Source organism: Peristeroidobacter agariperforans (genome assembly GCF_004138335.1).
In the GTDB taxonomy this organism is placed as follows: domain Bacteria; phylum Pseudomonadota; class Gammaproteobacteria; order Steroidobacterales; family Steroidobacteraceae; genus Steroidobacter; species Steroidobacter agariperforans.
This window is the reverse complement of sequence record NZ_RYFW01000002.1, coordinates 859,431-877,735: the sequence shown is the minus strand read 5'-3', so window position 1 is coordinate 877,735 and position 18,305 is coordinate 859,431. Positions and strand designations below refer to the sequence as shown.

Below are 18,305 nucleotides of genomic sequence, written 5' to 3'. Positions count from 1 at the left end.
CCAGCGTGGCCGGGACCGGCCGCCGCGATTACTTGGTTACTTTCGATTCGATCAGGCGCGCGAACGCTATGTCCGCCCTGACCCACTGGATCAGCTCCAGCTTGTCCGCGCCGATCTGGTCTGCGAGATCGCCTACATCCAGGGCGCATTGATCGGGCAAGCTTCTCAACATCCGCAGCACACGCCAGTAGTCGTGCTCCGCGGTCTCGATGTCGTCGTCAACCTGCATATCCATGACGTGCTCCCCAGATGTTTCCCTTGCCCGTTGTGTGAGGTGCTACATCGATGGCGACAGGAGAAACGCTTCCTCACCGGCGCTTCTCATGTGTGGCTCGAGATCGTCGAGCGACGTGTTGAGCGATTGCAGCCGCGCCCGCAGCTGGCGCACTTCCTGGAGCAGTCGCGGTATGTCCTGCCTGGCATTGACGATGAACTCGTGGTCGGCCGCGCTCGCGCCGACCAGCTCGATCGACTTGAACGTACCGAGCTCGTTGCACAAGCCCAATTCGATGACGCTGACGTTGGCCGTCTCGTCGCTGTCGGGAAGCCACGGCCCGAGGGTGGCCGCGGCCACGCGACGCTCCATGCGGTCCAGCTCTTCCTCGCTCAATACATCGAACGCGTGCATGCTCATAACTCCTCCTACTCCGGCAGTTTGAGAGCGCAATGAAGTCCTAGTGTCTGGCGCAGGCTCCGCCCCGTCACTTCTGGTAACGGCTTTCTTGTTGGTGAGGAAAAGGTAGCCGAACTGGATCGAGACGCCGCCTGCAAAGAATGACAGTAGCTGCGTCATCCGCCGATGCGGTGTACTGTCAATCGCGGGGAGTTCGCGATGCGCAAGACCGTCTTCATGTTTTCCGGCCAGGGCTCGCACTACTTTCGAATGGGTCAGGACCTGTTCGAACACGACCCGGTATTTCGCGAATGGATGCTGCGCCTGGACGATCTGGCGTCATCCCTGTGCGGCGAGCGTGTCGTAGATGCCATTTACTCGCCACGCGATCGCGACAGCTTCGATCGCACGTTGCAGACTCATCCGGCAATATTCATGGTCGAGTATTCGCTGGCGCAGAGTCTGATTCACGCCGGCCTGAAGCCCGACATCGCCCTCGGCGCCAGCCTGGGCTCTTTTGCAGCGGCAACGTTGGCAGGCTTCCTAAAAGTCGAAGATGCCCTGTCAGCCGTAGTTCAACAGGCTGCGGCATTCGAGGCTTGCTGCGATCGGGGTGGCATGATCGCGGTGCTGGCGGATCAGACCCTGTATGCGCAGCCGTATCTTCGTGAGCGGAGCGAGCTGGCCGCAGTCAACTTCTCTTCGCACATCGTGGTCTCTGCGCCCCAAGCCCATCTGACACAGATCGAACGCTCGCTCGGCGAGCACGACGTGGTTTACCAACGTTTGCCGGTTTCGTACGCGTTTCACTCGCAGTGGATCGACGATGCTCGCGCGCCATTCGAGTCCTTCATGAGCTCGATTCGTTGCTCTCCTGGCACGCTGCCGCTGACATGTTCTCGGGAAGCGACGTTGCTGACCGGGCTACCGAATGGTTTCTTCTGGCGCGTCGTGCGCGAACCGATCCGCTTCAAAGACACGATCGCTGCGCTGGAGCAACGGGGCGCGCACCGCTACATCGACGTCGGGCCCGCGGGGACGTTGGCAACGTTCACGAAATACTGCCTGCCGCCAGATTCGCAATCGACTGCGCACGCGATCATGAGCCCCTTTGGGAATGAGCGTCGGAGTATGGCGGCGCTGCTGCGTGGCTGACGTTACTGCGAGGCTTTGCGTGCACAGCGAGGCATGAAACAACGCTGAGCACTACCAGCGTAAACGCCGCATACTCGAGCGCGGTGGGCAGGCGCTGCTCCCACAGAAAACCATAGATCAACGCGAACAGCGTTTCGAATAGAATCATTTGACCGACCAGCGTGAGCGGCAACAGTTTGCTCATGCGATTCCACAACGCGTTACCGACCATGGAGCATAAGATCGCGACACCCGCGGCAACACCCGCGAGTTTCGCCCAAGCCAGCGTCGCATGCGATTCGGTGGCAAGCACGAATGCCAGGGGAATCAGCAGAACCACTTGCGCTCCCGTCACCACGCCAGTGAGCATGTTCCACTCATGCGGCGACACATGGTCGAGTCGCACCAGCCAGCGGCGATTTCCGACGGCGTAGCACGTCCAGGAGATCAGCGCTCCCACGGCACAAAGCAGTCCGACCACTTGAGTCAGCACGGACTCAGAAGCTGGCCCAGCGAGCGCCTGCCATCCGATGCAGACCGCGCCGAGCGCGCTGAGCGCAAGAGATGGGAGCAAACGGTGTAGCGGCACCGCGCCCTTATCGCGGCTGCCGACGATGGTGACGGCAACCGGCAGAAACCCAATGACCAGAGACGTCATTGCAATACCGCCGAGGCGAACGGCACTCGACAGCAGGATGTAATAGAGCACGTTGCCCGTGAGCGCCAGCCATCCCAACGCAATCCACTCACGCCGCCCCAGCAGCGGTTTGAGTTTGTGCCAGATCGGCGCGATCAGGCAGAGGGAGAACAGGCCGTAGAAAAAGTAGCGACCGATCGTCAGTTGTAACGGCCCGAACTCCGGCACGAGCTCCGGCGCCAGGAACACCAGCCCCCACAGCGCGCCCGCCCCGATACCGTATGCGACACCCGCAATAGTCCGCCCATCATTCCGCATGCATGCCTCCGCGACACGCGCAGGGTATGTCTACGGCGGCCACTCGGTCTTGACCGATGCTCTTGGGTTTTAGTCCCGGACTCTAGCCTGGCGTCGATAGGCCGCTGGCGTCATCCCGGTCGCCTTGCGCATGGCGCGGGTCAACGCGCTTTGATCAGCGTAGCCGGAGCGATACGCGAGCTCGGCAATCGCCAGGTCGGTAGTACTCAGCAACCGACACACATGTTCCAAGCGCAGGTCGGTGAGCCACACGCGCGGCGACTTGCCGAGATTCTCCTGAAATATCGCATGAAGCCTGCTGGCGCTGATGCCTACTCGGTCCGCCATGTTCTCCACGGTCCAGTGCTTCGAGAGATTTGCCTCGACCGTGGCGAGCAGCCCCGCCAGTCGTGAAGGCAATTGCGGCTCATCGCCCAGCAATGCGTCCACCAGCAGCGGCACCCACAGATTCAACTTGCATGGCAGCAGGCGCTCTTTCGCGAGCAACGCGCCCATGTAGTCGATCAGGTTGATCGCCTCCGGCGTCGCGGACATGAAAGGGTGCGAGGCGAGACGATCTGCAGTTCGAGGATCGAGCTCGCGAGCGTGCAGATCGAGAATGAGCGAACGGTTGAGCCCATCACTCACCTGATCGTGTCGGGAGCCTGCCTCGACATAGGCCACCACCGTCCGATCGATGATCGACTCGCGGCCCGCGATGTCCATCGACAGTGCGCCAGTCAGCGGCAATACGAGTTGAGAGAAATCGTGAGTATCGGCCGTGCTCTGCGGTCCGTAGGAACGAACAGCAATCGAATAGGAGGCAGTCAACATCTCGTCACCATCAGCGTGATCGACTCTTTTTCGACGCGGCGAGATACGCGTCATTAAGACGCTGCAGTACGCCGGGCCCCGCGCCCGCCCGCACCACGCGCCTTCGACCGAGGTGCAGCTCTCGCAACTCCTCCATGAATTCTTCCCACATCTGCGGCCCGCCTTCGAACAACAGCTTCGCGCGGATGCTGAGCTCATGAGTGACGGGCAGATGCCGCCGCCCCCACTCGCCGAGTGTCGCCATCACCGGCACCAGCTGGATCGCAGGCTCCGTCAGGCTGTAGATCAACTTCTGCTTGTGGCTCGGATCCTGCGCACAGCTGATCAACCCCACTTCCTGCAAATGCTTGAGCCGCGCCGCCAGGATGTTGGAGGCGATGCCCTCCATGTTGTTGCTCAACAGCTCCCGGAAATGCCGGAAGTTGCCGAACATCATGTCCCGCAGCACCACCAGGCTCCAGCGGTCGCCGAGCACTTCGGTGGCGAGGTTGATGGCGCAGCCGGATTTCACGGCGAGCGAGGCGCTGTCGATCTTGGCACTCATACTGGTTGCATTGTGCAACTGGAATGGCTAAAGTCGCAACTGCTTGCAGAGTGCAACCAGTTAAGCCTCAAACGGAGACCGTCGTGCAATTCCTGTGTGCCTGCTATTACGACGCCGATGCCTTCGCGAAACTCCAGCCCGAGGACTTCAAGAAGCTGGGCGAGATCTGCGCACCGCATGACGCGCGCCTCAAGGCGTCGGGAAAAGTCTCGCTGATCGGCTCGCTGGCCCTGCCGAATGCGTTCAGGACCTTGCGCGCAAAAAAGAATGGCGCCGTGACGGATGAGCCCGGGCCCTATGAGCAGACCAAGGAGCCGTTCGGCGCCTTCTTCATCGTCGAGGCCGAGAACATGGACGAAGCCGTCCGCATCGCCCGCCTGCACCCGGGCACGCACCTGGGCGATATGATGGCTGGCGGTATCGAGATCCGTCCGATCGAGAGCCTCGAACGTTGTGCTCGAGGAACGACTTGAGAGCTTGTCTCGACGTTCAATCCGTGGGGTGTGACGTCGGCGACAAACGCTGACGTCGCGGCAGATACCACAGAACGACAGCGACTGGCGCGCCGACAGTAAGCCACGCGAGCACATCGCCTGCGGAATCGGAAACCAGCGCGGAGATCAAACCGACTGCCGTCAGCACACCGAGAACGATGGGCGCCGTCCAAACGCGGACAGGTGCTTTCGAGCTCATTGAGCAGCCCCTTCCGCGACCAGCGCGCCCAATCGTGCTTCGATGGGCACATTGCGCTTCTTGATCCACAGATAGACGCCGCTGCCGAGCACGACGATCGCGAGAACGTCGAGCAGCGCCCACAGAATCTTCAACATCATGCCGCCGTAATCGCCGAAATGCAGTGGCTGCGACACCAGCAGCGCCTTCACGTACCACGGTAACGAACGACTATCGATGAACTCGCCGGTGCTTGCATCGATCAACACGGGCGTGAGCAATTTCGAGGTGAGCGGCGTCGCCCCAGCCATGAAGGCGACATAGTGATGCGGGCTCGAGAAACTCGTACCCGGAAAGGCCATGAAGCTCAGCTCGGTGCCAGGCACGGTCGCGAGCGCCTTCTTCACCGCGTCGTCGGGCGAGCTGAGGTGCTGGACCGCAGGCTCGTTTTTGTATTTCGCGGTCATCTCGCTCATCTCGGTCTGTTGCCACACGCCGAGGATCGGAATCGCCAGCGTGTTGATGACGCCCGTCACGCCGACGGTCAGCAACCAGATCAGGGTCGCGATGCCGAGCAGGTTGTGGAGATCGAGCCACTTCAGTCGCGACGAACGGCCGTGCCGCACGGTGCCGAACGGTAGCTTGCGCATGAACGGTCCGTAAACCACGGTGCCCGACACCAGTGACGCGGCCAGCAGCAATCCCATGAACCCGAGGAACAACGTGCCCGGCAGACCGGTGAACATGTCGTAGTGCAGGCGGAACATGAAATTCATGAAGCCCTGGTTCAACGGATATTCGTGCAGGAGGTCGCCAGTGCGCGCATCGAACATATAAAACGCCGAGGAGTCGGGCGACTGCGGCGTCTCGGCCATGGACACGAACCACGCCTCCGGCTCGTCGGGATCGCGCGAGACAAATGTCACGACATCCTGCGGCCGCTTGGCGCGCGCCGATGACACGATTTCATCGAGGCTGACCTTACTCGTGACACCCGGCAGCTCCGGCGGCTCCACCGAGTAGCCGGTCGCGTGATCGATCTCGTGATAGAAGATCAGCGGCAGACCGGTGATGCACAACATGAGCAGAAACAGCGTGGACACCAGACTGGTCCACTTGTGCACCCAGTACCAACCTCGAATCGCGGACGAGCTCAGCATGACGACCATCCCAGGAATGAGCGCTCGTTATACCGTCATATCGCTCTAAATGCGAACGATTCCCGGCTGATAATGGTTTCCGTTGTCAATGACAGCCACCATCATTGGCCCACAGCCGTGACCGAGGAGGTCTTGCCAACAGTAAGTCCATTGGGGATAAACCCTTGATCTTTAAGAAGACTTTGCTTGCGGCAGTACGTGTGCAGGCCCGCGCCGCAGAACCGGCCGAGGCTGCCGAGCGTCGAATACAACGCCATCTCGACCGCGACCGTCTCTGGCTCGATGGCTACGAGCCCGTCGATCTCAATCTCTTCTATAAGGGACTGCCTTTGTGGGAGTTCGCGCTGCTGATTCGCAATGTCCTCGATGAGCGCTATATCGAAGCCGCGGACGAGCGAGCGCCTACGCGCGGTTCGGCTCGCCGACAGCGGCGCTGCAGTCCGTCCTGAATCGCGAAGGGCTGACTGCGGCGATCCGGGCTTGCGAACAACATATCGCTGCTAAGCCGTCGGATCCCGACGCTCATCGTCACCTGAGGCAACTGCACGCGATGCGCGGAGCACGAGTTCCTGCGCGACATCGGCAACATGCGTGCGACCTTGCGCTCAACGATCTCCTTCGCAGGCTCATGACCGATTGAGCCGCGGTCGGCTGGGAAGGACTGCCCTGGGGAGTGTACCTTACGCCGAATTGGTCACGGTAAAGGAGACAGCGCGCGATGCTGACATTCGATCGTCGGTCATTTTTGCGGCAGGCGGGCTTCTCAACCGTCGCACTCGGCATGAGCGCCCCGCTGCGCGCGTTGGCGGACGCACGCGCTGCGCCGGAGGCATCAGGCGTTTCGTCACAGGCGATTCGCACGTTCCTTGCCGCTGTCGCGAGCTCACAGCACGAGGTGCACAGCCTCATGATCGTGCGCCATGGCCAGAACGTCGCGCGGGGATGGTGGCGGCCTTATCGCGCCGATACGCCGCAAAGTTTGTATTCGCTGAGCAAGAGTTTCACATCGAGCGCGGTCGGCTTCGCAGTCACGGAAGGCAAGCTCAAGGTTACGGATCGCGTACTCGACTTCTTTCCCGAGCAGGCGCCTGACAACGTCAGCGACAACCTGAGAGCGCTGCGCATCCAGCACTTGCTGACCATGTCGGCGGGACATGCGAAAGATCCCACACCGCTCATCACGCGCGAACAAAATTGGGTCAAGGCATTCTTGGCGTTACCTATCGATAATGCGCCGGGCAGCGCGTTCGTCTACAACAGCGGCGCCACTTACATGCTGTCTGCCATCGTGCAGAAGGTGACGGGCGACAAACTGAGCGATTACTTGCGTCCGCGATTGTTCGAGCCGCTGCAGGCGAGCCCGATTCGATGGGCGAAGTGTCCGCGGGGGGTCGACGCGGGCGGCTGGGGGTTGAGCACCACCACGGAGACGCTCGCGAAGTTCGGGCGGTTGTATCTGCAGCAGGGTCAGTGGAACGGCAGACAACTGCTGCCGCAGTCGTGGATCAAGGAGGCGACGACCTTCAAGATTCAGCAGCCCGCAACCGCGCCCGGCAGCGATCTTGCGCTGCTGAAACAAACCAGCGATTGGCACCAAGGCTACGCGTATCAGTTCTGGCGCTGCCGCCACGATGCGTTTCGCGGCGATGGAGCGTTCGGACAGTATTGCATCGTGCTGCCGAAGCAGGATGCGGTGATTGCAATCACCAGCGCCACCGGCGACATGCAAGGACTGCTGAATCTGGTCTGGGAACACCTCTTGCCCGCCATGCGTGACAAACCATTGTCGCCGGATGCAGCGGCAAGCTCGCAATTGCAGGAACAACTCGACTCGTTGACGCTGCCGTTGCCCGCCGGTTCACACTCGTCCCCCACGAGCGCGCGTATCGACGGGCGCAGATTCGAAGTGGAATCGAACACCCTCGGCGCAAAGCACGTTGCGTTTCACTTCAATCGCGATGCGTGCAAGTTCGAACTGACGACCGCTGCAGGTCGCTTCGACGTGGAATGTGGCATCGGTCGTTGGGCCGACGGCGTTACGTCCATGCCGGGCACGCCGCCGGAGATCAGCGGGCTGGTCGGCCTACCCGTCGGTGAGCAGACGCCAGAGAAGGTCGGAGCCGCGGGCGTCTGGAAAGACCCCAATACTTTCCAGATGCAATGGCGCTTCTATGGAACGCCACATCACGACGTCGTGACCTGCCGCTTCGAGGACGATCGCGTGCAGATCGAATTCAGGAACAGCATCACAACCCTCAGCGGCGGCACGCATCCGGAGACGCGTCCGGTGCTGAAGGGAGGCGCCGTTGCTCGTGCTTGAGTCTCATTGTTTACGAGCCGGCAGCCGAGCCAGCCTTGCCCTGTCGTCACTCGTGAGCCCTTCACCCTCTGTAATGCTGTACACGGCGTCGCCGACGATGCGGTGATGCTGTTCGGTGACGATCTGCTTGTCTGCGAGAATTGCCAGCAGTTCCCGCAGATCAGGATCGGTGGTGATGCCGCCGAGCCGATACTGCATCTTGTCGAACGAAGGCGACTTGGCTTCGTTCAAGCACTGCAGATTCATTTCGACGATGAACTTGCGACGTTTCTTCTCCTCGTCTTCCTTGCCGGCCAGGCCACCTGAGCACGGCGTATACGGCATATTGATTCGCACGCGCTCGACCAGCAGGCCGTTCTGGCCCTCTTGGTATTCGGAGATCATGACCAGCCCGTCGCGCATGTCGATGAGAGTGGTGCCGTCGACGCCGGTCGCCATCGGGCGATCCATGCACAATGCCACGCAGACTCGCACGCCCTGGCCGCTGCCGACGGTCGCGGTTTTGTCCTTGCACTCGCCGCCGTCTGCATCGGCCCCGATGATGGGGCCGTCGAGACGCACGCCCGCGGGCAATTGAAGTGGCTGCGTTTGTGGAGCGCCAGGGTCGTTGCCCAACCCGGGACGTACTTTGTTCCCTTGTGCAAACACCGTCCCCGCAACAGCCGTGCACACCGCGAGCAGGAATGTTCTTTTCAACAAGACAGGCGCCTTGGCAGCTAAGACCGCTGCACTGTACGCCGGCCGTCGCGCCAATCCACTGAACTAAAGTGCGGATGCCGAGGCGTCGATCAAAATCTCCAGTTCGCTCCGATCGAAATGAGGTCGAGCAGATCGCCGTCGCGGCCATGCTCGCCGGCGTCGAAGCTGAGGAACTGAGCTTCGATCTCGGCGCGGACCGCGAAGCGACCGTTGCGCAGCTGGACGCCGAGCCCCAAGAGCGGGTCGATGTCGTCATCTCGGACGCTCTGTCCGTTACGGTCCACGGTTGTGCCCCGCCACGCACCGAAGCCGGCTTTGCCGAACAGCTCGACCTGGCGCAGAGGAATCAAGCCGACGATGCCGACGCTGAAAGCCTCAACGTCTCCGGTCAGTTCATCGCGCTTCGCCATCTCGCCGAAGTCGGCATAGCTCGCTTCAAACGCCAGCCTGCGCATCGCGCGGTATCCGAACAGTGCTTTGAAGGCGGTATCGTGCGCCTCAACGTCCGACCTGGTGAAGCGCGCACGGTGCAGGGTCGCCCGGCCGACCCCCACTCCTGCATATGCTCCTGTAATGGGCTCATCGGCGTGTGCCATGCCAGCCAATAGCGCCAGCGGCAGAACAGATAGGAAACGCAGCGTCCGGATCCCGCCCAGAATACGCTTTGTCATCTGCATATCCGTCGCTCTTTCCATAATTAGCTCAATATCCGTTTATCACGGTGCATCGTCGCTACCACCGGCTCGGTACCGTAGCGGCTGTCGTCCGCGGCCGGGCGACGGGTCACAACAACTAAGGGAATATATGTTCGCGCGTTTCTCCCGTAGCCGGCAACTGTTGAAGGCGAGCGGCACGGTCCTGCGTCAGGACAAAGAGTTGTTGCCGGACATCGCCGAGAACACGCAGAAGCAGTTGATACTCGGAGGCTCGCACAAGCTCAACGCAGGGCTTGCAACTGGCGGGCAACGTGTTCTATCGAGACATCGATAGTGGAGAATCGCGCCACGTCGCGGACCGGGATCTTTGCCGACGCTCGACGCACTACGGTCGGACAGTCCGACCCATGCGGCGGATACAACAAATCTCTTACTGCCGGCAGTAGACATCACCCTGCCGGAGCGCGCACTCTTCCGCTCGCGTCTTTGCCGCTGGATGAAGTCGAACCATGGGACGAGTCACTTACATCGCGCACGACGGCGCCGGCCACACCATCGAGCTGGCCGAAGGCGAGTCGCTGATGAGGGGCGCGGTCGACAATCAAGTTCCTGGAATCGATGGGGATTGTGGCGGCTGCGCGGCCTGCGGCACCTGTCACATTCATGTCGCTGCGGACTGGCTGGGCAAGGTGGGTCCCGCCTCGGATGCGGAGCGTGAAATGCTCCAATTTGCGGATGGCGCCGCCGAGGACTCGCGCCTTGCCTGCCAGATCCGAATGCGCGACGAGCTCGACGGCATCGTCGTCCACACACCGGAATCTCAACACTAGATCCTCCTATGACTGACACGCTCGCCTCTCGCTCCGGGCCTCCGGTCACTTACAGTCTGGGTGTGTTTCCGGACGCGCCGCCAACGCTCGAAGCCGCTCGCGCGCACGCGAACTCGCAGCCGCTGGCCGACATCGACGTCGCCAATCCAAAGCTGTTTCACGCCGACCTCGTGGAGCCTTACTTCGAGCGACTGCGCCGGGAAGATCCGATTCACTACGTCGTGAGCCCGACGTTTGGCGGCTATTGGTCGATCACGCGCTACAACGACATCATGGCGGTCGATACCAATCACCAGCAGTTCTCTTCCGAGGCGGCGCTCGGCGGCATCACCATCAACACCGTGAGCAGCCCGCTGCCCATGTTCATCGCGATGGATCCTCCCAAGCACGATGAACAACGTCGCGCGGTACAACCCATCGTTGCGCCCACCAACCTGCGCAATCTCGAGCCGCTGATTCGCAGCCGCGCCGCGGCGATCCTCGACGAGCTGCCTATCGGCGTCGAATTCGACTGGGTCGACAAGGTGTCGGTGGAACTGACTGCGATGACGCTGGCCACCCTGATGGATTTTCCGCAGGAGCAGCGACGCAAGCTGACTCGCTGGTCCGATGTAGCGACGGCGGTACCCGGCGGTGGCGTGATCGACCGGCCCGAGCAATGGGTCGAAGAAATGTCTGAATGTTTCAGCACCTTTCAAGCGCTATGGAACGAGCGCGCGGCGCGCCCGCCAGGCAACGATTTGATTTCGATGCTGGCGCACGGCGCGGGTACGCGGAACATGCCGCCCTATGAGTTCCAAGGCAACGTGGTGCTGCTCATCGTCGGCGGCAACGACACGACCCGCAACAGCATCACTGGCAGCGTACTCGCCTTGAATCAAAACCCGGAGCAATATCAAAAGCTCCGCGAGCATCCGGAGCTGGTTCCCAGCATGGTGTCCGAAACCATCCGCTGGCAAACCCCGCTCGCTCACATGCGCCGCACCGCCGTGCAAGATGTCGAGCTCGGCGGCAAGCTGATTCGCAAGGGCGACAAGGTCGTCATGTGGTATCTCTCGGGCAATCGTGACGAGACGGTCATCGAGCGACCCCACGAGTACATCATCGACCGCGCGCGCCCGCGCCAGCACATTTCATTCGGCTACGGCATCCATCGCTGCGTCGGCAATCGACTCGCCGAGCTGCAGCTGCAGGTCATCTGGGAAGAAATATTGAAACGCTTCCCGATGATCGAGGTCGTCGGCCCGCCCGAGCGTGTCTACTCGACGTTCGTGCACGGCTATCGATCGCTGCCTGTCAGGATCCCACGCGCCAGGTAGGCTTCCGGGTCATCCGCATGATCGGTAAGAACTGCCTCGTAGGTCGAAAGCGTACCTAGGAACCATCGTCGATTGCGGTGCGTCGGCAATGACATGAGCGACGCGCCTGCCAAGAATCCGCGAACCGACGAGCTGTTGCGCCTGATATTCGACAGCGCCACGGATTTCGCGATCTTCACCATGGACCCGAACGGCATCGTCACCAGCTGGAATACCGGCGCCGAGCGAGTGCTGGGGTACGACGAGCGGGAAATTCTGGGAACCTCTGCCGATATCACGTTCGTGCCGGAGGAGCGCGGCCATGTGCCTGCTGAAGAGCGGCGGACGGCGCTGCTTGTGGGACGTGCCGAGGATGAGCGCTGGCAGCTGAAAAAAGGCGGCGTTCGCTTCTGGGCCTCGGGACTGGTGATGCCGCTCACCGACCGCACTCAGGGCTTCGTAAAAATCTTCAGAGACCGCTCCGACCACCATCGTATGGAAGAGCAGTTGCGCCAGAACGAAGAATTGTTCCGGCTGCTCGCCACCAACATCCCGCAACTGGTGTTCCGCTGCCGTAGCGCCGGCGAGCGCACCTGGGGCAGCCCGCAGTGGAGCCTTTACACCGGGCTAACCCTCAACGAGAGCCTCGAGTATCGGTGGCTAGAAGCAGTTCATCCCGCCGATCGCGAGCACGTCGCCAGCAGTGAATGGGTGGGCACCTCAACGGACATTCATGAGCTGCGACTGTTACAGGACAAGCAGAAGGTGCTGCTCGCGGAGCTGCACCATCGGACACGCAATCTGCTGTCGATCGTGCAAGCGATTGCGCGACAGAGCCGCCTCGACCATGGACCAGTTCTACGACAACCTGTCAGGGCGGCTGCGCGCTCTGGGGCGCTCAAGTATGGAGCGCTGGCGCAACCTTCCGGCCGGCTTGCCATCGCCTGGGCCCCGCAAGGCGACAGTCACATCCGGCTGCACTGGACCGAATCGGGCGTGACTCTGCCGCAGCACCGAACCAGGCGCGGTTATGGCAGCCAGCTGATCGAGGAGGCGCTGCCCTACCAGCTCCGCACGCAAACGCGGCTCGAGTTCAAAGAGGACGGCATCCGCTGCGAAATTGTGGTGCCGGCCCGAAACGAGGGCTCGATGCCGCAGCTGCCGTCGGCCTGCGAGGATATGAAATAAACAGGCGACTCGATTCCCATGGCCGCGAGCTCGATATCACTCGCACGGATTGCCGGCGCACGACGCGCGCCGAAACCTGGATTCATCGATCCCTGCCTTGCCACGCCCGCGGACAACGTGCCCCAGCAAGGCCAGTGGAGCCACGAAATAAAATATGACGGCTACCGCATCCAGGCTCATCTGGAGCGGGGCAAGTCGACGCTGTTCACGCGACGAGGGTTCGACTGGACGGAGCTGTTCGGCGCGACCGCCCGGGCGCTCGAGCTGTTGGACGTCGAAGCGGCGATCATCGACGGCGAAATCTACGTTCCCGATGCGAACGGCCGCGCCGATTTCCATCTGATGGAAACGGATTTGAATCGGGGCCGTGACGACCGGTTCGTTTACTGTGCGTTCGACCTGCTCTATCTGAATCGATATGACCTGCGAGATTGCGCCTTGCGCGATCGCAAGGCGCTGTTACACCAGGTCATCGGCGCAGGAAGCGAGCGCGTGTTCGTCAGCGCCGGCATCGAGGCCGAGAGCAGCGAGATATTCCAGCGGGCCTGCGAGATGAATCTGGAAGGTGTGGTCAGTAAGCGACTCGACGCACCGTACCGCTCCGGCCGGCAAAAAAGCTGGCTGAAACGAAAGTGTCGCAACACCGACTCCGTTCCCGTCGTCGCTTTCGTGGAAAAACTGGGCGCCCGGCCACGCCGGATCGCATCTCTGTACCTGGGCCGCTATGAGGACGGACGCCTGCTCTACGCGGGCAAGGCCCAGACCGGATTCAAAACGCAGCAACTCTACGAGTTGCGCGAAAAACTAGATCCCTACATCAGATCGACGTCGCCACTCAACGAACCGATCGACAAACCCAAAGCCACCTGGGTGGAGCCCAGGCTCTACGCCGAAATCGAATTCAGTTCTTTTACCGCCAACGGACGGCTGCGCGCGCCGGTTTACAAAGGCATGAGAGAGGATCTCAGCGATGTAGCACCGCGCCCTGCCCGCCACACCAAGACGCGCAGAGTCAGCAGCACAAACATCCTGCAACTCTTGCCGGATGCGACGCCGCCCGACTGGGACGAGCTAGCGAGCTACTGGCAGCGGATCCACCAGGACGCTTTGATGTATCTGGCGCGCCGGCCGCTCAAACTGGTTCGACACGTCGCGGGGCAAACGTTTTATCACAAGGGCAAGCTGCCGCCCGTGCCGAGCGCGGTCCATCAACTCCAGATCGAAAAGCGCGAAGGCGGCGCAGGAACACGGGTGTGGGTCGACGACCTCGCGGGCCTGCTCGGCTTGCTGGAGATGGATGTGGTCGAGCTGCACCCATGGAACGCGATCGTCGACGACATCGAGCACGCGGACACCATGGTGTTCGATCTGGATCCGGGGCCCGGCATTGGCTGGACGTTCGTTGTCGACACGGCGTTGACCCTGCGTGAGCTGCTCGATCAGCACGGCTTGGAGCACAGCTGGCCCAAGCTTTCCGGCGGCAAGGGCATTCACGTCATGGCGCCCCTGACGACGCGCATCACTCATGATGCCGCTCACCGACGCAGCCGTGAGATCTCCGAGCTGCTCGCCAGCACGGACCCCGATCGATACACAGTGGCTGCTTCACCCGCTCAGCGCCGGGGCCGGGTATTCATCGATTTCTTGCGCAATGGCCGGGGCACTACTGCCGTCGGCACTTATTCACCGCGAGCGCGCCCGGGCTATCCGATCGCCGCGCCAGTGACGTGGCACGACGTCGAACGCGGCGTGCGACCTGATACGTTCAATATCGGAAGCCCGCCGCGATTGGAACAAACATCGGGGCGGCGACTCCGATAGCCGATCCGACGGTGCAAACAATTGATGAATCAGTTCACCCGCACCATGGCGAGACGTTCCGCGGGCGTGAGCTCGGATTCGAGCACGACGACGAAGCCGGTCTTGTTCTTGATCAGCGCCGCCTGGCCGCTTGCCAGCGTGCGATCGATTTTCTCCGGCGAGATATTCCACATGGCGCCCGTGGCCGGATCCACCGCCAGCATGCCAATCAAACCGCCGATCAGCAGGTTGCCCCAGTACCAGCCGGACATCTTCGGCGTCAGCGCCACTTCGGCGACTTTGTAGCCGGGCATTTCCAGCCGCAAGGTGTAGCTCTGGCCCGAGAAGTAGCCCTTCTTGGGATCGAGCGAGACCGTGCACGGGGTCTTTTCCACCGCCACGATGTCCGTGATGTCGCCGCCGGTCCTGCGCACCGACGCGGTCGCGCCCGGCGGTTGCGTAGCAATCGAAATCTCCCGGTTGCCGCCATGGACAATGGAAGCGCAGCCGCCTGCAAACAAGCTCGCTCCAACCATTCCGAATGCCAGCGCGCCCCGAACCCACTTGTTCTGACTCATGCTCATCCTCCGCCGAGTTTATTTGTTCAATCCGTTAACAACGGGCGGCGGGACGCTAGCTTTGCAAGTCACATTGCGTCAACGATTTCCGTACAAAACCATGACGTAGTCGTCATCCGGTCGAGCTCAGTGCCCTACTACTACCGCTGGCGATGACGTGAGCTGCAGCGGTGTTTCGAAATCGGCGAGATAGAACAATCTGTCGGGCGCGAGCGCATTCACGAGTGCGACACGGGCGCGAGTGGGCGCCGTACCTCCCGGGGCTCCTTCGGCGAGCAGCGCGACGCCGCGATCGAACCCGCTCACCTCGCTGAAACGAGCCACTTGCCCCGGCGTACCGACCAGTTGAGGAGAGCCAAACGCTCCGCGAGTCGTTGCGCCAAGCACTGCGTACGGGATGCCTCCAACGAACTGCGCCTGTTGGACGAGCACGATGTTCCCTGTGGAGTCGTACCACGCCGTGCCGCCGGCTGCGACGAGCGTATCCGCCCCGTTGCTGGCGAGATCCCGTTCATATATCTGGCCGCTCTTCGCATACAACAGTGCACCGTCATCGGGCCGCAAGCCTACGACTTCCGCGGCCGTTGCAACCTCGCGCGGATTGGGAGTTGCCGAGATTTCTGCGACGTACGCCCGGCTCGGCAGCAACGGCACCCGAACTGTGTAACCCACGCGCTGCCCTAGGCCGCCGCCGATCGTCCCACCGGTCAACGCGATCGTGCTCGCGCCGATCGATTCCCCGAACGCAAGCGTGTGGCTCACCTGTGATTCCACGCGCAGCTGACGTGCATCGATATAGAACAGCCCCTGACGCCCGCCGCGATTCCCTTGGATGAGAATCGCGCTCTGATCCGCAGAAATCGAATAATCCAAAACGTCGTCGCTGGTCGCCGGATCGCTGATTGCAGAGACCGCAACGGTGGGGCTGGGACCCACGGGCGTCACAGTGTAGAGCGACCTGGCGCCGCCTCCTGCAACTGGCGCCGCCAGAAAGAACAAATTTCGCGAGTCCCGCGAGAAGCGCAGTCTACTTGCAAACACTGCATTCGTCGGACTGACCTTGGTCAAAGCGGCCGGAGTCGCCGCGTTGAAGACATACACGGAGTCGACGCTGCCGGCGCGCGCGATCAGTGCGATCCACTGGCCGTCAGGGCTGACGATGAACTGGTCTGCGTTGCTCGCATCGAGCGGCAGCGTTGCGCCGGACGGCAATGGCACGGCGCCTCGCTGAACGGGCTCGGCCGTTCGCACGAATCCGAGATCGACAGTGGCCGCATTTGTTTGGTCCTCGCGCCGATAAACAACGGTCGCGCCGTTTTGGGAAGCGGCGAAGCCACGCAGTCGCATGTTGCCTTCGGTGGCGGCCGTCAGTGTTCTGGGCGCCGAAGCGAAATCGCTCATATAAAGCTCGGGCGAGCCATTCGCCGCCGCCTCGCCTGCAAAAACGACCCGAAACGGTTCGACGCCGACAAAGATGGCGGCAGTCCCGATGGCCGACTCGGAGCTCGAATCGGTCACGCGATATTTGAAGCGAGTGACTCCCTTGAAACCGCCAGGCAGCCCGCTGATGCCGATCGAGGAGTCGGTGTTGACGATGGCGCTACCCGCAAGCGGCCCCTCTTCGATCGTCACGGTGAGCGGATCGGAATCCGCATCCGTATCGTTCGCCAGCACTGCGATGTTTGCTAGCGCGGCGCCATCCGCACGCAAGGCGTCGTTCGCCGCGACCGGAGCGCGATTGGGGTGCACGTTGATATTGACAGTCCCAGGGACCGAATTGCCGGCGTTGTCGTTGACCTGAACACGAAAGCTATCGTCGCCGAGGAATCCCGCCGCCGGACGATAGACGAATGCGCCATTGGGACTGAAGCTGACCAAGGTTCCGCTGCCGGGATTGACGGCCACCGAGAACGTGAGCGCATCGCCAGTTGGATCGGTTGCCGATACCTGGCCCTGTAGATCGGTATTCAGCTTGGTCGAGAAAGCGGTGGCTCCGAGTACGGGGGGTGCATTCGAAGCGCGACCGGGTGTACGACCTCCGCTCCCACCGCCTCCGCCGCCGCATCCGGCAATACATACAACGACAATCGAAATCAACGCGCGGTACAGCGACCTCTGCTTCGCAGCGTTCTGCATGTCCCCTCCCTGCACGTTCTTAGGGTGCGGAGGCCACAAAATACTGCAGCAAATCCCCAAGCTCAGCCCGCGAACTCCCTACAATGTGCGAAATAGACAGCGCCCCTGCCCACTACATATATTTCTTACTTGCGCGACGCGCCGCGTAGCTGCGCCGCAATGGACTGCAATCCGCCCAGTGCGAAAGCGACCATGTGATCGATCAGCGAGTCGGTGTCGACCAGCAGCGTTGGAAATATTTTCTTCTGCCATTCCGGGCTCGCGATCAACATGAACAGACAGGGCCCCACGATGCTCACGGTCGAGCGGCTCACGGCGGGATGCGTCGGCGGCACGCCGAGAATGTCGGCGATCAGTCCGGTCACCAGCCTGGCCTTCGGCATGACCTGGTTCTTCATCATGTTGTCCATAAGCGATGTGGGCGCCATCAGCTCCCGACTCAACACTCGCAACTCCCACGCGCCCTCGTCACGCTTGGCGACTTCGCCGACGATCTTTCGCAGCAACAGCCGCAGCTTGTCGGCCCCGCTCGCGGCGCTTTGGGTGATCTCCGTGACGATGTCTATGCTGACCAACCTTGCGTGCGCCTCCTCGAGCACGGCGGCATACAAACCATCCTTGCCGCCGAAGTGATAATTGACGGCCGCAATGTTGGCGTTGGCGTGCTCGCAGATTTCCTTGCTGGTTGCGTAGACATAGCCCCGTTCAGCAAACACGCGCCCCGCAACTTCCAGCAACTGCTGCTTCGTCTGCACGCCGTCCTCGCGCACTGCTGCGCGCGCCGGCGGGCGTTTGGCTGCGCGCCGTGGCTTGGACGCGGTCTTGTGGGTCTTGCGGGGACGCATGCCGACTCAGGTGGAGTTGAAATTCAAATTTGATTTTGAATAGACTGGCGGCAGTTTGCAACCC

21 protein-coding genes are annotated in these 18,305 nt (G+C 61.7%); 9 read left to right on the top strand and 12 right to left on the bottom strand.

What is annotated here, in order from left to right:
• Nucleotides 1–28: 28 nt before the first annotated feature.
• Entirely contained in the window at nt 29–235 is a 207-nt protein-coding gene (locus tag EK373_RS33390) for a hypothetical protein (protein ID WP_198683406.1), read from the bottom strand.
• Nucleotides 236–277: 42 nt separating this feature from the next.
• A complete protein-coding gene (locus tag EK373_RS17835) occupies nt 278–634 on the bottom strand; it encodes a hypothetical protein (RefSeq protein ID WP_129645074.1) in 357 nt (118 codons plus the stop codon).
• A 198-nt stretch (nt 635–832) separates the two neighbouring features.
• Here EK373_RS17835 and EK373_RS17830 point away from each other — a divergent pair, with 198 nt between their 5' ends.
• On the top strand, nt 833–1,768 hold the full coding sequence (locus EK373_RS17830; protein WP_157994402.1) for an acyltransferase domain-containing protein: 936 nt from the start codon (nt 833–835) through the stop codon (nt 1,766–1,768).
• On the opposite strand, the gene EK373_RS17825 is transcribed toward EK373_RS17830, so the two are convergent.
• The 3 genes from EK373_RS17825 to EK373_RS17815 form a co-directional block, all read right to left on the bottom strand.
• Nucleotides 1,713–2,702, bottom strand: coding sequence for a DMT family transporter (locus EK373_RS17825; RefSeq protein ID WP_129645072.1), 990 nt, complete (start codon nt 2,700–2,702; stop codon nt 1,713–1,715). The two genes, EK373_RS17830 and EK373_RS17825, sit on opposite strands and share 56 nt — an antisense overlap.
• Nucleotides 2,703–2,771: 69 nt before the next feature.
• Nucleotides 2,772–3,515, bottom strand: coding sequence for a helix-turn-helix transcriptional regulator (locus EK373_RS17820; RefSeq protein ID WP_129645071.1), 744 nt, complete (start codon nt 3,513–3,515; stop codon nt 2,772–2,774).
• Nucleotides 3,516–3,525: 10 nt separating this feature from the next.
• Nucleotides 3,526–4,059, bottom strand: coding sequence for a winged helix-turn-helix transcriptional regulator (locus EK373_RS17815; RefSeq protein WP_129645070.1), 534 nt, complete (start codon nt 4,057–4,059; stop codon nt 3,526–3,528).
• A gap of 83 nt (nt 4,060–4,142) precedes the next feature.
• On the opposite strand from EK373_RS17815, the gene EK373_RS17810 reads away from it, so the two are divergent.
• The gene (locus EK373_RS17810; RefSeq protein ID WP_157994401.1) at nt 4,143–4,532 is read left to right on the top strand and encodes a YciI family protein; all 390 of its coding nucleotides are present in this window, start codon (nt 4,143–4,145) and stop codon (nt 4,530–4,532) included.
• A 16-nt stretch (nt 4,533–4,548) separates the two neighbouring features.
• Here EK373_RS17810 and EK373_RS17805 read toward each other — a convergent pair whose 3' ends face one another.
• Nucleotides 4,549–4,752 (bottom strand): hypothetical protein, encoded by a 204-nt coding sequence (locus EK373_RS17805; protein WP_129645068.1) that lies wholly within the window; start codon nt 4,750–4,752, stop codon nt 4,549–4,551.
• Nucleotides 4,749–5,888, bottom strand: coding sequence for a PepSY-associated TM helix domain-containing protein (locus tag EK373_RS17800; RefSeq protein WP_129645904.1), 1,140 nt, complete (start codon nt 5,886–5,888; stop codon nt 4,749–4,751). Before EK373_RS17800 ends, EK373_RS17805 begins: the two co-directional genes overlap by 4 nt.
• Nucleotides 5,889–6,055: 167 nt before the next feature.
• Here EK373_RS17800 and EK373_RS17795 point away from each other — a divergent pair, with 167 nt between their 5' ends.
• Nucleotides 6,056–6,340 carry a TonB-dependent receptor gene (locus EK373_RS17795; protein ID WP_129645067.1) on the top strand — a complete coding sequence of 95 codons (285 nt, stop codon included), beginning with the start codon at nt 6,056–6,058 and terminating at the stop codon, nt 6,338–6,340.
• A 269-nt stretch (nt 6,341–6,609) separates the two neighbouring features.
• The gene (locus EK373_RS17790; protein ID WP_129645066.1) at nt 6,610–8,211 is read left to right on the top strand and encodes a serine hydrolase domain-containing protein; all 1,602 of its coding nucleotides are present in this window, start codon (nt 6,610–6,612) and stop codon (nt 8,209–8,211) included.
• A 3-nt stretch (nt 8,212–8,214) separates the two neighbouring features.
• Here EK373_RS17790 and EK373_RS17785 read toward each other — a convergent pair whose 3' ends face one another.
• Nucleotides 8,215–8,910 (bottom strand): hypothetical protein, encoded by a 696-nt coding sequence (locus EK373_RS17785; RefSeq protein ID WP_129645065.1) that lies wholly within the window; start codon nt 8,908–8,910, stop codon nt 8,215–8,217.
• 89 nt (nt 8,911–8,999) lie between these two features.
• Complete coding sequence (locus EK373_RS17780) at nt 9,000–9,581, bottom strand: outer membrane beta-barrel protein (protein ID WP_157994400.1); 582 nt, start codon at nt 9,579–9,581, stop codon at nt 9,000–9,002.
• A gap of 133 nt (nt 9,582–9,714) precedes the next feature.
• Here EK373_RS17780 and EK373_RS17775 point away from each other — a divergent pair, with 133 nt between their 5' ends.
• The 5 genes from EK373_RS17775 (at nt 9,715) to ligD (ending at nt 14,703) form a co-directional block, all read left to right on the top strand.
• Nucleotides 9,715–9,900 carry a hypothetical protein gene (locus tag EK373_RS17775; RefSeq protein WP_129645063.1) on the top strand — a complete coding sequence of 62 codons (186 nt, stop codon included), beginning with the start codon at nt 9,715–9,717 and terminating at the stop codon, nt 9,898–9,900.
• A gap of 175 nt (nt 9,901–10,075) precedes the next feature.
• A complete protein-coding gene (locus EK373_RS17770) occupies nt 10,076–10,396 on the top strand; it encodes a 2Fe-2S iron-sulfur cluster-binding protein (RefSeq protein ID WP_129645062.1) in 321 nt (106 codons plus the stop codon).
• Nucleotides 10,397–10,404: 8 nt separating this feature from the next.
• The gene (locus EK373_RS17765) at nt 10,405–11,715 is read left to right on the top strand and encodes a cytochrome P450 (RefSeq protein WP_129645061.1); all 1,311 of its coding nucleotides are present in this window, start codon (nt 10,405–10,407) and stop codon (nt 11,713–11,715) included.
• Between the two features lie 93 nt (nt 11,716–11,808).
• Nucleotides 11,809–12,882, top strand: coding sequence for a PAS domain S-box protein (locus EK373_RS17760; protein ID WP_129645060.1), 1,074 nt, complete (start codon nt 11,809–11,811; stop codon nt 12,880–12,882).
• An 18-nt stretch (nt 12,883–12,900) separates the two neighbouring features.
• Complete coding sequence (gene ligD / locus EK373_RS17755) at nt 12,901–14,703, top strand: DNA ligase D (RefSeq protein ID WP_129645059.1); 1,803 nt, start codon at nt 12,901–12,903, stop codon at nt 14,701–14,703.
• A 29-nt stretch (nt 14,704–14,732) separates the two neighbouring features.
• Here the strand turns inward: ligD and EK373_RS17750 are convergent, their stop codons facing one another.
• From EK373_RS17750 to EK373_RS17740, 3 genes are all read right to left on the bottom strand, one after another.
• Complete coding sequence (locus tag EK373_RS17750; RefSeq protein WP_129645058.1) at nt 14,733–15,260, bottom strand: peptidase associated/transthyretin-like domain-containing protein; 528 nt, start codon at nt 15,258–15,260, stop codon at nt 14,733–14,735.
• Between the two features lie 126 nt (nt 15,261–15,386).
• Nucleotides 15,387–17,396 carry an Ig-like domain-containing protein gene (locus EK373_RS17745; protein ID WP_129645057.1) on the bottom strand — a complete coding sequence of 670 codons (2,010 nt, stop codon included), beginning with the start codon at nt 17,394–17,396 and terminating at the stop codon, nt 15,387–15,389.
• A 125-nt stretch (nt 17,397–17,521) separates the two neighbouring features.
• Nucleotides 17,522–18,241, bottom strand: coding sequence for a CerR family C-terminal domain-containing protein (locus EK373_RS17740; protein ID WP_129645056.1), 720 nt, complete (start codon nt 18,239–18,241; stop codon nt 17,522–17,524).
• Nucleotides 18,242–18,305 lie beyond the last annotated feature (64 nt).

Coding starts and splice junctions, on each gene's coding strand:
- EK373_RS17815 (WP_129645070.1), bottom strand. CDS start 4,059: ATGAGTGCCAAGATCGACAGCGCCTCGCTCGCCGTGAAATCCGGCTGC.
- EK373_RS17835 (WP_129645074.1), bottom strand. CDS start 634: ATGAGCATGCACGCGTTCGATGTATTGAGCGAGGAAGAGCTGGACCGC.
- EK373_RS17765 (WP_129645061.1), top strand. CDS start 10,405: ATGACTGACACGCTCGCCTCTCGCTCCGGGCCTCCGGTCACTTACAGT.
- EK373_RS33390 (WP_198683406.1), bottom strand. CDS start 235: ATGGATATGCAGGTTGACGACGACATCGAGACCGCGGAGCACGACTAC.
- EK373_RS17775 (WP_129645063.1), top strand. CDS start 9,715: ATGTTCGCGCGTTTCTCCCGTAGCCGGCAACTGTTGAAGGCGAGCGGC.
- EK373_RS17740 (WP_129645056.1), bottom strand. CDS start 18,241: ATGCGTCCCCGCAAGACCCACAAGACCGCGTCCAAGCCACGGCGCGCA.
- EK373_RS17760 (WP_129645060.1), top strand. CDS start 11,809: ATGAGCGACGCGCCTGCCAAGAATCCGCGAACCGACGAGCTGTTGCGC.
- EK373_RS17790 (WP_129645066.1), top strand. CDS start 6,610: ATGCTGACATTCGATCGTCGGTCATTTTTGCGGCAGGCGGGCTTCTCA.
- EK373_RS17770 (WP_129645062.1), top strand. CDS start 10,076: ATGGGACGAGTCACTTACATCGCGCACGACGGCGCCGGCCACACCATC.
- EK373_RS17830 (WP_157994402.1), top strand. CDS start 833: ATGCGCAAGACCGTCTTCATGTTTTCCGGCCAGGGCTCGCACTACTTT.
- EK373_RS17780 (WP_157994400.1), bottom strand. CDS start 9,581: ATGACAAAGCGTATTCTGGGCGGGATCCGGACGCTGCGTTTCCTATCT.
- EK373_RS17820 (WP_129645071.1), bottom strand. CDS start 3,515: ATGTTGACTGCCTCCTATTCGATTGCTGTTCGTTCCTACGGACCGCAG.
- ligD (WP_129645059.1), top strand. CDS start 12,901: ATGGCCGCGAGCTCGATATCACTCGCACGGATTGCCGGCGCACGACGC.
- EK373_RS17745 (WP_129645057.1), bottom strand. CDS start 17,396: ATGCAGAACGCTGCGAAGCAGAGGTCGCTGTACCGCGCGTTGATTTCG.
- EK373_RS17750 (WP_129645058.1), bottom strand. CDS start 15,260: ATGAGTCAGAACAAGTGGGTTCGGGGCGCGCTGGCATTCGGAATGGTT.
- EK373_RS17805 (WP_129645068.1), bottom strand. CDS start 4,752: ATGAGCTCGAAAGCACCTGTCCGCGTTTGGACGGCGCCCATCGTTCTC.
- EK373_RS17825 (WP_129645072.1), bottom strand. CDS start 2,702: ATGCGGAATGATGGGCGGACTATTGCGGGTGTCGCATACGGTATCGGG.